Source organism: Pseudoalteromonas sp. S3431 (assembly GCF_000690035.1).
Lineage (GTDB): Bacteria > Pseudomonadota > Gammaproteobacteria > Enterobacterales > Alteromonadaceae > Pseudoalteromonas > Pseudoalteromonas fuliginea.
In genome coordinates this window covers 35,912-50,423 of sequence record NZ_JJNY01000045.1, presented here as the reverse complement: position 1 = coordinate 50,423, position 14,512 = coordinate 35,912, and the positions used below count along the sequence as shown (strand labels likewise).

The window sequence follows — 14,512 nt, the reverse complement described above, 5'->3', positions numbered from 1 at the left end:
TTAATGCGCCACTTTTGTTATAAATTGCAAAGCGCTAATCCGCGCTAATTTATCGCACTCTAAAATTTCATCTAAGCTTTGCACATTGGTGTACGTTGCAGCTTCAAGTGTTTGTGCATTTATTTTGTATATATCGGTAAAACCAATTTTACCATTTAAGAACGCGTTTACTGTTATTTCATTCGCTGCATTTACTGTCGTTGTAGCACCTTGCCCTGCACTACATGCATCAACCGCAAGTTGTAAATTAGGATAACGGGCGTAATCAGGCTTGGTAAATGAAAAGTCTGTAATATCAGAGAAATTGAGAGGCTTTACACCCGCATTAATTCGCTCAGGATATGCAAGTGCATGGGCAATAGGAGTGCGCATATCAGGGTTACCCATTTGCGCTAAAATAGAACCGTCGTGGTACTGCACCATTGAATGAATAATGCTTTGCGGATGAATAACTACATCAATATCACTGGTGTCACAATTGAATAACCACTTGGCTTCGATAAACTCCAAGCCTTTGTTCATCATAGTGGCCGAATCTACTGATATTTTTTGACCCATAGACCAATTAGGGTGAGCGACTGCTTCGCTAACAGTGACATCTTTTAACGTATTTATATCACGGGTTAAAAATGGGCCACCAGAACCGGTAAGTAAAATTTTACTTACGCCATGTTGCTGTAAATTTTGATCGCCTTTGGCATTTTGTAACGAAGAAGGTAGACATTGAAAAATAGCATTATGTTCGCTATCAATTGGTAGTAAAGTTGCTTTATGTTGTTTAACTTTGTCAATAAACAACTGGCCAGACATCACAAGTGATTCTTTATTGGCAAGCAGTACTTTTTTACCTGCTTCTACTGCACTTAATGTTGGCAATAAACCAGCTGCACCTACAATTGCCGACATAACAACATCAACATTAGGATAAGCACACACGTCACTCATAGCTTGCTCGCCATGCCTTACTTTAGTTTTACACTGAGTATTAGTTAAATACGATGACAACTGCTCAGCAGCCGTTTGCGAAGCCATAACTGCATATACAGGTTCATGCTCTATGCATAACGCAGCCATTTTTTTTGCATTTTGTCCGGCGGTTAAAGCAAAAACATCAAATAGTTCTTTATTTAGCGATACAACATCTAATGTGCTTAAGCCAATAGACCCTGTTGCACCTAAAATAACCAGTTGTTGCTTTGGGCTCATAAACTCAGCGTCCATGCATAACACATAACAAACATTGGAGCCGCAGCGGTTAAGCTATCAATTCTATCTAAAATCCCACCGTGACCAGGTAAACAATTACCACTGTCTTTTAAGCCAGCTTCGCGTTTAAACATGCTTTCGAGTAAGTCACCTACAGCAGAAAACAACGCAATCAAAGCGGTCATAATGGCGTATACAGGCCAAACAACTAAATCAACATCGGTGAAATGACAAAATATTAAGACAAAAATAACAGCAGCAACGACACCACCGGCGAGCCCTTCAATTGTTTTATTTGGGCTCACTTTAGGCATCAATTTATGCTTACCAAAACTTTTCCCGGTAAAGTAGGCACCCACATCAGCGCTCCACACAATACCTAAAACGACTAAAATCAGCATAGAACCAAAATGAGCCGATTCAGCATACTGCGCACTGCGTAAGGTATTAAGTGCAAGCCACAATGGCACAAGCGTTAGTAAACCAGCGATGCCTCGCATCACAAGGCCTTCATTCCAAGCTTTCGCCATAGCGGGATAACGCCATACTAAATAACTGGCAACAATCCACCAAGCAAATGCAAGTGTAAATAAATAATTTGCATCACCCACTAATTTACCATTTTGCCATAAAGCTTCAATTGGCCAATGTAAGTTGAGCACTGCGAGTAAAGCCGCAACTAAAAGCACAAAAGCACTTCTTTTGAGTTTGTCACACAGGCCCATAAATGCAGACCATTCCCATGCACCTAATAATACTATTGCACCTGCAAAATAACTAAATAAAGTAAGCGGTGTATAAAAAACCAATGCTAATGCTAAAGGCGCTAGCACGAGCGAGGTTAAAATGCGTTGTTTTAACAAAATTGTGACCCTTATTCTATTTAGGTTTGAGCGAGTAATTGTTTTATTTGTTCGCCCGTACAACCAAAACGTCGCTCTCTGGCAACGTAACACGCAATGGCCTCAGCAAATGCTGCTTCATTAAAATCAGGCCAAAGTGTGTCGGTAAAGTAAAGTTCTGCGTAAGCGGCTTGCCATAATAAAAAGTTACTAATACGAACATCGCCACCAGTGCGAATAAGTAAATCAGGTTCTGCCTGATCTGCCATGCTCATATGCTGCGCTAAACGCTCTTCGGTAATATCTTCGGCGTTAAGTGTGCCTTTTTCTACTTGCAACGCAAGTTGCTTAGCTGCATTAGCCATATCCCAACGACCACCATAATTAGCTGCAACATTTAAGTGCAGCCCGGTGTTATTCTCAGTCAACGCTTGTGCGGAATATACTTTACTACGCAAGCTCTCCGAGAATCGTGATAAGTCTCCAATAATGGTCAGTTTTACATTGTTTTTGTGAAGCTTTTTAACTTCTTTTGTTAAAACAAACAAAAAAAGCTCCATTAACGTATTCACTTCATCCTCAGGTCGGCGCCAGTTTTCACTGCTAAAAGCAAATAAAGTTAACGATTGTATCCCTAACTTAGTGCAAAACTGAACAGACTGACGAACGGCATCCACGCCTTTTTTATGCCCGTATACACGAGGTCTATTTCTAGCTTGCGCCCAACGTCCATTACCATCCATTATGATGGCAACATGTTTAGGTAAACATTGCTGTGAAATTGTGTCAGCGTCTAGAACCATAAATATTGAATATTCCATAAAAAAACGCCGCCTAGTATACCCCAGACGGCGTTTCAAAACTAATAATTTTAGTTGCCTAGATTTCCATCAATTCAGTTTCTTTGGCAGCTAATAGCGTATCCATTTCTTTAATAAACTTATCAGTAAGTTTTTGAATCGCATCATCTGATTGACGCGCTTCATCTTCTGATATGTCTTTATCTTTTAATAACGCTTTCACATCGCCATTAGCATCGCGACGAATATTACGAATAGCAACACGACCGCCTTCAACTTCAGCGCGTACAATTTTGATTAAGTCTTTACGACGCTCTTCTGTAAGTGGAGGAAGTGGTACACGAATAACAGTACCTGCTGACATAGGGTTTAAGCCTAAGTCAGACGCCATAATCGCTTTTTCAACAGCTTGCGCCAAAGACTTATCAAATACACCAATAGCAAGTGTACGAGAATCTTCAATTGTCACGTTAGCAACTTGGTTTAAAGGCGTTGGTGCGCCATAGTACGACACCATAATGCCATCTAAGATAGCTGGATGTGCACGGCCAGTACGAATTTTAGATAATTGGCTACCTAGTGCAGTTACACTTTTTTGCATGCGCGCTTGCGCGTCTTTTTGAATATCGTTAATCACGGTTTAATCCTAATTATTTGATTATTTCATCTGAGGCTTGTGAAGAAATAAGTGTTCCTTCTTCTTCACCCATAATTACGCGTTTTAGCGCGCCTGATTTATTCATGTTAAATACGCTCAACGGCATATTGTGATCGCGGGCTAGAGTAAATGCCGCTAAATCCATAACTTTTAATTCTTTATCGATGATTTCATTGTAGCTTAAGTGGCGATAAAGCGTCGCTTCTGGGTTTTTTACAGGGTCATCACTGTACACGCCATCCACTTTCGTTGCTTTAATTACAGTATCCGCTTCAATTTCGATACCGCGTAAACACGCTGCAGAATCAGTCGTGAAGAATGGATTACCCGTACCCGCTGCAAAAATAACAACGCGGCCCGTTTTTAATAAGCTAATTGCTTCAGCCCAGTTATATGCATCACACACACCATTTAATGGGATAGCCGACATTAAACGACAATTTACAAATGCACGATGCAGCGCGTCACGCATTGCAAGGCCATTCATAACTGTTGCAAGCATACCCATATGGTCACCAACAACGCGATTCATACCTGCTTCTGCAAGCGATCCACCGCGTAAAAAGTTACCTCCACCAATAACTAAACCCACTTCTACGTCGAGCTCTACTAGCTCTTTAATTTCTTGTGCCATACGGTCTAAAACTTTAGGATCGATGCCGAAGCCTTCGTCTCCCATTAAAGCTTCACCACTTAATTTGAGAAGAACACGTCTAAAAATAGGTTTACGATTGATAGTCATAGTATTGGGGCCAACTTTTATTGAATTATGGATAAAAAATAACCGCGCTTATGTTAAACATAAAAGCGCGGTTATTTTAAAGAATTTCTAGCTGTGAAGCAAAACCAAATAGTACTTTAATTGCATCTAATTTCCTTTTGCATCACAAATAGTTAATCTTACTGACCTTTAGCTGCAGCAATTTGAGCAGCAACTTCAGCAGCAAAATCTTCTTCTTTCTTCTCGATACCTTCACCAACTTCTACACGTACGAAGCTAGTAACTGTTGCGTTTTTCTCTTTAAGAATATCGCCAACAGATTTTTTAGGTTCCATGATGAAAGCTTGACCAGTAAGAGAAACCTCACCAGTAAATTTCTTCATACGACCAACAACCATCTTCTCAGCGATTTCAGCAGGCTTGCCTTCATTCATCGCGATTTCGATTTGTACTTGCTTTTCTTTTTCAACAACATCAGCAGGCACATCAGAAGGTGTTAAGTATTCAGGGCTAGATGCAGCAACGTGCATTGCAACGTGCTTAAGTGTTTCTTCATCAGCAACACCAGCAACAACAACGCCGATACGATCGCCATGACGGTACTCAACTAGGTTTTCACCAGTTACGTACTGTATACGACGTACGTTGATGTTTTCGCCAATTTTAGTAACTAGCTCAACACGGTCTTCTTCAAACTTAGCTTGTAAGTCTTCGATAGAGATTGTGTCAGCAATTGCAGCGTCAGCAACTTTGTTAGCAAATGCTAAGAAGCTTACGTCTTTTGCAACGAAGTCAGTTTGACAGTTAACTTCTACTAGTACTGCAACACCCGCATTTTGCTTGATGATGATAGTACCTTCAGCAGCAATGTTACCTGCTTTTTTAGCAGCTTTAGCAGCGCCACTTTTACGCATGTTTTCAATCGCTAACTCGATGTCGCCATCAGTCTCAGTTAACGCTTTTTTACAATCCATCATGCCAGCGCCTGTGCGCTCGCGTAATTCTTTAACTAGGGCAGTAGTTACAGCCATTAGTAAATCCTCAAATCTGAAATCTGGTTTAGATAAGCGGGTTACCCGCTCTACAAGAATAGCAAGTCTTCACCTTAAAAAGATGAAGACTTGATGACAGCTAATTACTCAGCTTCAACGAAATCGTCTTTCTCAGCTTGAGCAACGATGTTATTCTCGCGACCTTCAGTGATAGCAGCTGCAACAGCGCTAGTGTAAAGGCTTACAGCACGGATAGCATCATCGTTACCAGGAACGATGAAATCAACGCCGTCTGGATTAGAGTTAGTATCAACGATTGCAACAACTGGAATACCTAGGTTGTTAGCTTCACGGATAGCAATGTGCTCGTGGTCAGCATCGATAACGAAAAGCGCGTCTGGAAGACCGCCCATGTTTTTGATACCACCAAGGCTTTTTTCAAGCTTGTCCATTTCGCGGTTAAGCATTAACGTTTCTTTCTTAGTTAATTTCTCGAAAGTACCGTCTTGGCTTTGTACTTCAAGGTCTTTAAGACGCTTGATTGATTGACGAACTGTTTTCCAGTTAGTCAACATACCACCTAACCAACGGTGATTAACGTAATACTGGTCGCTTGCAATAGCTGCTTCTTTAACTGCTTCGCTTGCTGCGCGCTTAGTACCAACGAAAAGAACTTTACCTTTGTTTGAAGCAGCACCAGTTAAAAACTTAAGTGCGTTATTGAACATTGGTACTGTTTGCTCAAGGTTGATGATATGAACACGGTTACGTGTACCGAAGATGAAAGGCTTCATCTTAGGGTTCCAGTAACGTGCTTGGTGACCAAAGTGAACACCAGCTTGAAGCATATCGCGCATTGAAACATTTGCCATTTTATAGATCCTCTATAGTTGTTTAGGGTTAGGCCTCCACATATCCCATAGCACCAACACCGAAGTAATTAAACTTCAAATGCACCCAAGTGTATGTGACGATACGTGTGTGTGTTAAAATCAAATTGTGTTTGCCTTAAATACAAAAAATCATTTAAGAATTTATTTGTAAAAAGACGGCGCGCTTTATACCATATTAAAATTAAATACTCAACGTCGCGTGCAAAATTTGTTCGACGATAAATGTTAAAAACTCAACTTTGGAGCCTCAATGAGCGCTATTATCAAGACCCCTGAAGAAATAGAGAAAATGCGCGTAGCTGGGCGCTTAGCGGCCGATGTACTTGAAATGATCGGCCCTCATGTAGTGCCAGGTGTTACCACCGATGAGCTAAATACACTTTGTCATGATTATATTGTTAATGTGCAACAAGCAATCCCTGCTCCATTAAATTATCATGGCTTTCCAAAATCAGTTTGTACGTCAGTTAATCACGTTATTTGTCACGGAATTCCAAATGACAAAGCATTAAAAGAAGGCGACAGCGTAAATATTGACGTAACTGTCATTAAAGACGGTTACCACGGCGACACATCTAAAATGTTCCACGTTGGTACACCAAACATTCAAGCTAAGCGTCTTGCAGAAGTAACACAAGAAAGCTTATACCTTGCTATTAAAATGGTAAAACCAGGTGTGCGCTTAGGCGATATTGGCTCAGCGATTCAAAAATATGCAGAAAGCTTTAACTACTCAATCGTACGTGAATATTGCGGTCACGGTATTGGCGCAGGGTTTCATGAAGAACCACAAATAATGCATTATGGTAAAGCCGGCACTGGCGAAGCCTTAAAAGCAGGTATGTGTTTAACTATTGAACCTATGGTTAATGCGGGTAAACGCCAATGTAAGCTTCTTAAAGATGATTGGACTGTAGTAACACGCGACCGTAGTTTGTCTGCACAGTGGGAACATACTTTATTAGTGACCGAAAATGGTGTTGAAATTTTAACGCTACGATCGGATGATACTATCGACAGGATAATAGAACACTAATAAAACCGAAACACTTGATAAGACAAACCTTATCCGTGTGAAAGGTTCAACAAGGAGCCAGCCCACGTGGCATTACCCAACAAAGTAAAAAAGTTGCTTAGCGATGCTGAGCAACTTAGTGATTATCGCGATTGTTCTAGCTATTTTTATAAATGGCTACATAACGAATTTTCTAAGCAACCGGTTGGGAATTTAATTAATGCCCGGGCTGAGTTTATTGACCGCCTATTAATTAAGCTCTTTCATGTTTATGAGTTATCGCACGAACCTGATTTAGCGCTAATTGCTGTGGGCGGATATGGACGCGGCGAACTTCATCCTTATTCCGATATTGATTTTCTACTTTTAGTCACTGAACAACCCAGTGAAGAAATATGCGAAAAAATAGGCCAGTTTGTCACTATGCTGTGGGATCTCAACTTAGAGATTGGCCATAGCGTGCGTACCATTGAGCAAGCTATTGAGCAAAAACGTGAAGACGTCACCTTTGCCACCAGCTTGCTCGAAAGTCGGCTTATTTTTGGCAACCATATCGAGTTCGAAAAACTTAAAACCTTTGTACTAGAAACCCCTGTTTGGGGTTCTAGCGACTTTTTTGTTGCCAAAGTACAAGAGCAAAACTTACGTCACAGAAAGTGCCACGGCACTGCGTATAACCTTGAACCAAACATTAAAGAAAACCCCGGTGGCCTTCGCGACTTACAAACCATCATTTGGGTTGCTAAAAAACACTTTAGAGCCGAAACACTGCAAGAGCTAATTAGCCACGGTTATCTAACTCACGAAGAGTTTCAAGAGCTATCAGAGTGCCTAGAAAACCTATGGAACATTCGTTTTGCTCTTCATTTGGCTGCAGGGCGTTCAGAAAACCGTTTATTGTTTGATCATCAACCCCAAGCCGCCGAAATTTTAGGTTTTGGCAGCGATGGTAAAGCCTCGGTTGAGCGTATGATGAAACGCTTATTTAGAATAATGAGCCGCGTACGCGAGCTTAACCAAATGCTGCTTTCGTATTTTGAGCAAAGCATTTCACCACAAAATAGTGAAAATGTTGTAGAAGTACTCGACAGAAATTTTGAACGTGTTGGCCATCAAATACGCGTAAAAGATCCATCCGTATTTTTTAGACGTGACCAGCTCTTTGTATTGTTTGAGCACATCGCCGACAACCCCGAAATCACCCATATTTACCCAAGTACTATTCGTACTATTCGACAAGTACGCCGTCGTTTATTGGGTGATTTACAAGATTATGCAGCCTGTCGTGAAGCATTTTTACGCTTAGTCAAACACCCTAACGGTATGGGACGCGCATTTACGTTAATGCACAAACACGGCATGCTTGCCGCCTACTTACCACAGTGGCGTAATATATTTGGGCAAATGCAGTTCGATTTGTTTCATGCTTATACCGTAGATGAGCACACTCACAAATTAATCAAAAACATTTACGAATATTTTGATAAAACAGGCATTAGCGAGTTTCCTATTTGCAGTGAAATAGTCACTCGCATGGATAAACCGGAGCTACTTTATTTAGCCGGTATATTTCACGACATCGCTAAAGGCCGAGGGGGCGATCACTCAGAGCTTGGCGCTGTTGATGCTATAGCCTTTGCTAAATTACATGGTTTTTCATCGGCTGATGCAAAATTAGTAGCATGGCTTGTAAGTAACCATTTACTTATGTCGGTTACCGCGCAGCGTAAAGACATTAACGACCCTGCTGTAATAAAAGACTTTGCAACACGTATTAAAACAGAGCGCCAACTCGACTATTTATATTGTTTAACCGTTGCCGACATACGTGCAACCAACGACAACTTATGGAACGATTGGAAAAACACCCTACTGCGTGAATTGTACTTACACACGCAACGCGCGTTGCGCTTAGGGCTCGAAAACCCAATGGATCAACGCGACCAAATTCGCGATAAAAAGCACCAAGCTAAACAACGTCTACTTAACTTGGGCTATCAAGAGGAAAAAATTGATTTAATTTGGAGTCGCTTTAAAGCCAATTACTTTACCGCCTTTAGCGAACAGCAAATATCGTGGCAAAGTGAGCATTTATTAAGTAGCACCGATTTAAGCCAACCCAGTGTAATTGTATCTAACAAAGCCATGCATGGTGGTACACAAGTATTTGTATATAGCCCTTACTCTGGTGCACTATTTGCGAGATTAGTGAGTGTCATTGGCTCTAAAAAAGCACAAATACAGCACGCGCAAGTACTGACCACCAAAGACGGTTACGTCCTGTTTAGCTTTGTCATACTTGAAGTAAGTGGCGACCCAATAGCGAGCGGTCGAGCGCAATCAATTAAACGCGGGCTTGAGCAAGCATTGAGCGATCCGCGTAAAAAAATTCGCTTTAAGAAGAGCCGTTCTCAACGCTTTAAAGATTTTAATATTAAACCTAAAATTGTGTTGCGCCCACATGCACGAAAAGACCGTAGCTTAATAGAAATTCAAGCCGTCGATATACAAGGTTTACTAACCAAAATAGCCGAAGTTTTCCAAGCGCATTTACTGCACATTCACGCTGCCCGTATTACCACGGTGGGTGAACGTGCAGAGGATTTCTTTGTTGTATCTAATAACGAATACCAAGCGCTGACTGATGAAGAGCAAGCAAAAATTCATCAGGCATTACGTAAAAAATTCAACGCCGAAACAGAATAGAGGACACACATGTCAGATTTAAAAACGATGATCGAAAACGCATGGGACAACCGCGATAGCATTAGCCCAAGCACAGTATCAAGCGACGTAAAACAAGCCATTATTGACGCACTTGATTTACTTGATAGCGGCGCAGCACGCGTTGCTGAAAAAATATCGGGTGAATGGGTTGTACACCAGTGGCTTAAAAAAGCAGTATTACTGTCGTTTCGTATTCGCGACAACCAACCAATGAACGACGGCGTAAACCAGTTTTACGACAAAGTACCGCTTAAATTTAGCGACTACACGCCAGAGCAATTTCAGCAAGGCGGTATGCGCGTAGTACCAAACGCTGTAGCACGTAAAGGCAGCTTTGTAGGTAAAAACGTCGTACTTATGCCATCGTACGTAAATATTGGCGCATACGTTGACGACGGCACCATGGTTGATACATGGGCGACTGTAGGCTCATGTGCACAAATTGGTAAGAATGTACATTTATCAGGTGGCGTAGGCATAGGCGGCGTTTTAGAGCCTCTACAAGCTAACCCAACCATCATTGAAGACAACTGTTTTATTGGCGCACGTTCTGAAATTGTTGAAGGCGTAATCGTTGAAGAAGGCGCAGTAATTTCAATGGGTGTTTACATCAGCCAAAGCACTCGTATTTATGACCGCGAAACTGGCGAAATTCACTATGGCCGCGTACCAGCAGGCGCCGTAGTTGTACCAGGCGCACTACCGTCAAAAAATGGCACCCACAGCCTGTACGCTGCAATCATCGTGAAGAAAGTAGATAAGCAAACACGTGAAAAAGTAGGCATCAACGCCCTACTACGCTCAATTGATGAGTAACAGTCGGTTGGGTTGAGTGAAACGAAACCCAACGATACGTTGAAGTGAAGTATTTTAGCTAAACTTTAATTGTATATAGAAAGCTCTAAGCCGTTGGTTTGGAGCTTTTTTGTTTAATGTACGTTTTCTATTATTATATCTATAAAGTTTGAATCGGTTTAAATGGAGAGTTGATCATATGGATACTGAAGAAAGTAACGAGCTAGTCTATCACTACACATCTTTGGATGCTTTTATCTCTATTGTGAATAGCAGAACTTTTAGGTTTGGCGACGCAAGAACAATGAATGACTATACAGAGATAGAGCATAATATTAATCTTCTTTTAAATTTAGAAAAACAAAAACCTGAGTTAATGGAAAAATTAAATATTTCAAATGAAGGGTTTAATAAAGGCATCGAAAATATTCAGTTTTTCAAAAAATATATTGAAAATCACTACATACATATAATGAGCTTTAGTAATAATCCTGATACTTTAAGCCAGTGGCGGGGATATGCAGATAGCGGTAAAGGAATATGCTTTGGTATGAATTTATCTGCATTACGGCACTGCTGTCTAAATAGTATTTACCGCATTGCTGGGAATTGCATTTATATACAAGAACAATTAAACAAAGAAGCTCAAAACTTGTTAAAATTAGCCTCTACTTTTGATAGTAATGATTGTGAATTTGAGGCTAGAAGTAACTTTCTTGATGACTTTATCGCATTTATAACAACAGGTAAAAATGAGGCTTTCATAGACGAAGGTGAAGTAAGGTTAGTTTCTTTCATTGAAAAACTGCCACCACCTCAAGATGTGAAATTCATAAACTCTAATGGCTTTATTAAAAGCTATCTTGAAGTAAGTTTTCCAATAAATATAATTGACACAATTATACTTGGACCGTGTTGTAAATTTACTACTGAAGACCCCGTCTTTAATGATATGTTAGACAATTTATTTTTTAATAAAAAACTCTACGAGTTAGGAGTTGATACTAACCCATATAAGCCTAAAGTTTTAAGTTCAAAGGCAACTTTCAGATAACCATAGGACCTCATTTCACTCAACCCAACCTACGCCGATAAAATTAATACCGAGCTGCTGCTCATTGTTAGCAACAACCTCCCAAAACCAAAAAAGCACTTATAAAATAAGTGCTTTTGGGTTTGCTCAATTAATTTTTAATTACAGCGCGTTAAATACGTCGTCTGTTTTAGCTGCGCAAATAAAATCGTTTTTGTGAAGGCCTTTAATTGAATGACTCCACCATGTAACGGTTACTTTGCCCCACTCGGTTAATAAACCTGGGTGGTGGCCTTCGTCTTCTGCCATGTCGCCTACTTTGTTAGTAAACGCGATAGCCTGTTTGAAGTTTTTAAATTTATAAACACGCTCAAGCTGCATAATGCCGTCGCGTACTTCTGGTACCCAGTCTGGGATTTTAGTAATTAATTGCGCTAACTCTTCGTCAGATACTTTTGGCGCATCTACATGACAGGCTTCGCATTTTTGTGCACTTAATGAAGACATTCTAAATCCTTACTTTTAGCTTTTTTAGCATTAATATTTAACTGGCTAATTTTTCTTTTGGTGGAAATTTTGGGTCGTGCAAACCAAGCTCTTTAGCTCGCTCAACCAAAGTCATAATATCCATTTGCGATATATCAAACAGATCATGAATCGAATTTATGGTGTAGTACTGTGGTTGCATAATATCAATACGGTACGGCGTACGCAGTACATCAAGCACATTCATTGGGCTGATTTCTGGCGTGTTTGAGTATACGTACTGAGTCTCCCCTGGGCTTGATAAAATACCGCCGCCGTAAATACGCAGACCGTCTTCGGTTTGCATTAAACCAAATTCAACCGTAAACCAGTATATACGCGCAAGGTATACACGGTCCTTTTTCTGCGCTGCGTAACCTAATTGCCCGTACTTATGCGTAAACTCGGCAAAGTCAGGGTTAGTTAGCATGGCGCAATGGCCAAATATTTCATGAAAAATATCTGGCTCTTGTAGGTAGTCAAATTCTTCGCGGCTACGAATAAATGTAGCTACCGGAAACTGCTTGTTTGCCAGTAATCTAAAAAACTCATCAAAGTCGATAAGCGCAGGTACTGGTGCAACTTGCCAACCGGTAGTGGCTAGTAACACTTCGTTTAGCTCGCTTAACTGCGGAATACGGTCGTGCGGCAGGTTAATCTTTTTTAACCCTTGCATGTACTCGTTGCAGGCTTTGCCTTCAATGCATGCAAGTTGGCGTGCTACAAGCTCAGACCAAATTTTATTTTCTTCATCACTCCAGTGTATAACACCATTTTCGTCTGGTGTTTTGGATGTGTATTTACTTGCTTTAGCCATAAGTACCTTCTTGGGTGTGAGCCCTAAATCGGTGTCAGTGTGATACTCAAACCTATTGAATATCGAATGACCCCATACTATGCAAAAGTGAAGGAAAGTTTAATAGATAGGCTAACATCAGTATTTAGCGTGATCACCTAGATCGTAAAGTTAAAATTACACTCATGGCAAATTAAAAATACAGACCTTTAAATAAAGGCCTGCAGCTCATTCTTGAGTGTATACAATTAAATACATCTAACCAATTTTAGTAAAAGCTTGGTCTAAATCACTAATAATGTCGTTAACATCTTCAAGCCCAACCGAGAGTCTGATCAGCCCATCACTTATCCCAGCGGCAGCTCGCTCCTCTGGCGTATAAGGCGAGTGAGTCATAGATGCAGGATGCTGAATCAGTGTTTCAGCATCGCCGAGGCTTACTGCAAGTGTACAAAGTTTCATACTATCAATAAATTGTGCGCCATCATGTAGCGTGCCTTTTATTTCAAACGCAATAACACCACCAGCGGCTTTCATTTGGTTACCAATAAACCTATAACCTGGGTGCGATTTAAGCCCCGGGTAATATACGGTGCTTACTTGTGGATGCGCTTCTAGATATTGCGCTATTGTTTGTGCGCTTTGACAATGGCGCTCTATTCTAATAGCGAGTGTTTTTAGGCCTCGATTAATTAGCCATGCATCGTGCGGGCTTATGGTTGCACCAATGTCTTTTAGTACGGTCATTTTAATGTGTGTTATGTGCTCAAGCGATCCACATACAATACCGGCGACTACGTCTCCGTGGCCGTTTAAGTACTTGGTCGCACTGTGCATTATAATGTCGATACCGTATTTTTTGGGTGATTGCAGTAACGGCGTTAAAAAGGTGTTGTCGACCACACTAATTAAATTGTGCTCTTTAGCAACTGCGCCAATGAGTGCCAAATCAATAACCGCCATAGTGGGGTTGATTGGCGTTTCTACAAATATCATTTTTGAATTAGGTTTGATGGCAGCGCGTAGCTCGTCCTCGTTGGTCATATCAACAAAAGTGACTTCGATTCCCCAGCGCGGCAACATATGCGAGAAAAACGCAAAGGTACAACCATATAAAGCACTTGAGGCAACAAGATGATCTCCTTGCGATAAAAAGCTCAGTACTGAGGCAGATACAGCCCCCATACCTGTTGCGGTTGCAGCAGCTGCTTCACTGCTCTCTAGTTGAGCAACTTTTTGTTCAAGCTCTGTGGTTGTAGGGTTTCCTAAGCGCGTATAAATATAGCCAGGTTCGTCGCCTGCAAAACGCGCAGCACCTTGTGCGGCATTTTCAAAATGAAAGGTAGAGGTTTGATACAAAGGAGAAGTGAGTGCGCCGTGCGGGTCGTTTGCTTTTTGTGGTCCGTGAATACACTGGGTGTTTATATGATGCTTGCTCATTGTAGGCTCATTTTTTTGATTATTATGTTTTTGCGATTCAACAATCAAAACGTATGCGCTTACAAACAG

General features: G+C 40.9%; 14 protein-coding genes. 4 read left to right on the top strand and 10 right to left on the bottom strand.

Features of this window, described 5'->3' with window-relative positions; translation table 11 throughout:
- From ispC to rpsB, 7 genes are all read right to left on the bottom strand, one after another.
- A complete protein-coding gene (ispC, locus tag DO88_RS07740; protein ID WP_007376812.1) occupies positions 1-1,206 on the bottom strand; it encodes a 1-deoxy-D-xylulose-5-phosphate reductoisomerase in 1,206 nt (401 codons plus the stop codon).
- Positions 1,203-2,069, bottom strand: a complete 867-nt coding sequence (locus DO88_RS07745) for a phosphatidate cytidylyltransferase (protein WP_007376813.1) — start codon at positions 2,067-2,069, stop codon at positions 1,203-1,205. The genes ispC and DO88_RS07745 overlap by 4 nt, the downstream gene beginning before the upstream one ends.
- Positions 2,070-2,089: 20 nt before the next feature.
- Positions 2,090-2,869, bottom strand: a complete 780-nt coding sequence (locus DO88_RS07750) for an isoprenyl transferase (RefSeq protein ID WP_007376814.1) — start codon at positions 2,867-2,869, stop codon at positions 2,090-2,092.
- Between the two features lie 58 nt (positions 2,870-2,927).
- On the bottom strand, positions 2,928-3,449 hold the full coding sequence (gene frr, locus DO88_RS07755; protein ID WP_370587472.1) for a ribosome recycling factor: 522 nt from the start codon (positions 3,447-3,449) through the stop codon (positions 2,928-2,930).
- Positions 3,450-3,498: 49 nt separating this feature from the next.
- Positions 3,499-4,248, bottom strand: coding sequence for a UMP kinase (gene pyrH, locus DO88_RS07760; RefSeq protein WP_008133874.1), 750 nt, complete (start codon positions 4,246-4,248; stop codon positions 3,499-3,501).
- Positions 4,249-4,406: 158 nt separating this feature from the next.
- Complete coding sequence (gene tsf, locus DO88_RS07765; protein ID WP_008133872.1) at positions 4,407-5,258, bottom strand: translation elongation factor Ts; 852 nt, start codon at positions 5,256-5,258, stop codon at positions 4,407-4,409.
- A 104-nt stretch (positions 5,259-5,362) separates the two neighbouring features.
- Positions 5,363-6,091, bottom strand: a complete 729-nt coding sequence (gene rpsB, locus DO88_RS07770; RefSeq protein WP_007376819.1) for a 30S ribosomal protein S2 — start codon at positions 6,089-6,091, stop codon at positions 5,363-5,365.
- 271 nt (positions 6,092-6,362) lie between these two features.
- Here rpsB and map point away from each other — a divergent pair, with 271 nt between their 5' ends.
- The 4 genes from map (at position 6,363) to DO88_RS07790 (ending at position 11,703) form a co-directional block, all read left to right on the top strand.
- Positions 6,363-7,148, top strand: a complete 786-nt coding sequence (map, locus tag DO88_RS07775; RefSeq protein ID WP_007376820.1) for a type I methionyl aminopeptidase — start codon at positions 6,363-6,365, stop codon at positions 7,146-7,148.
- A 66-nt stretch (positions 7,149-7,214) separates the two neighbouring features.
- Positions 7,215-9,833 (top strand): [protein-PII] uridylyltransferase, encoded by a 2,619-nt coding sequence (gene glnD / locus DO88_RS07780; RefSeq protein WP_007376821.1) that lies wholly within the window; start codon positions 7,215-7,217, stop codon positions 9,831-9,833.
- A 9-nt stretch (positions 9,834-9,842) separates the two neighbouring features.
- Positions 9,843-10,670: a 2,3,4,5-tetrahydropyridine-2,6-dicarboxylate N-succinyltransferase gene (dapD, locus tag DO88_RS07785; RefSeq protein ID WP_033039697.1), complete on the top strand. Its 828-nt coding sequence runs from the start codon at positions 9,843-9,845 to the stop codon at positions 10,668-10,670.
- Positions 10,671-10,848: 178 nt separating this feature from the next.
- On the top strand, positions 10,849-11,703 hold the full coding sequence (locus tag DO88_RS07790) for a DUF2971 domain-containing protein (protein WP_033039695.1): 855 nt from the start codon (positions 10,849-10,851) through the stop codon (positions 11,701-11,703).
- Between the two features lie 141 nt (positions 11,704-11,844).
- Here the strand turns inward: DO88_RS07790 and DO88_RS07795 are convergent, their stop codons facing one another.
- The 3 genes from DO88_RS07795 to megL form a co-directional block, all read right to left on the bottom strand.
- Positions 11,845-12,189: a 4a-hydroxytetrahydrobiopterin dehydratase gene (locus DO88_RS07795; RefSeq protein WP_002958326.1), complete on the bottom strand. Its 345-nt coding sequence runs from the start codon at positions 12,187-12,189 to the stop codon at positions 11,845-11,847.
- 37 nt (positions 12,190-12,226) lie between these two features.
- Positions 12,227-13,024, bottom strand: a complete 798-nt coding sequence (gene phhA, locus DO88_RS07800) for a phenylalanine 4-monooxygenase (protein WP_002958327.1) — start codon at positions 13,022-13,024, stop codon at positions 12,227-12,229.
- 237 nt (positions 13,025-13,261) lie between these two features.
- Positions 13,262-14,443, bottom strand: coding sequence for a methionine gamma-lyase (gene megL / locus DO88_RS07805; protein ID WP_033039763.1), 1,182 nt, complete (start codon positions 14,441-14,443; stop codon positions 13,262-13,264).
- Between the last annotated feature and the right edge of the window lie 69 nt (positions 14,444-14,512).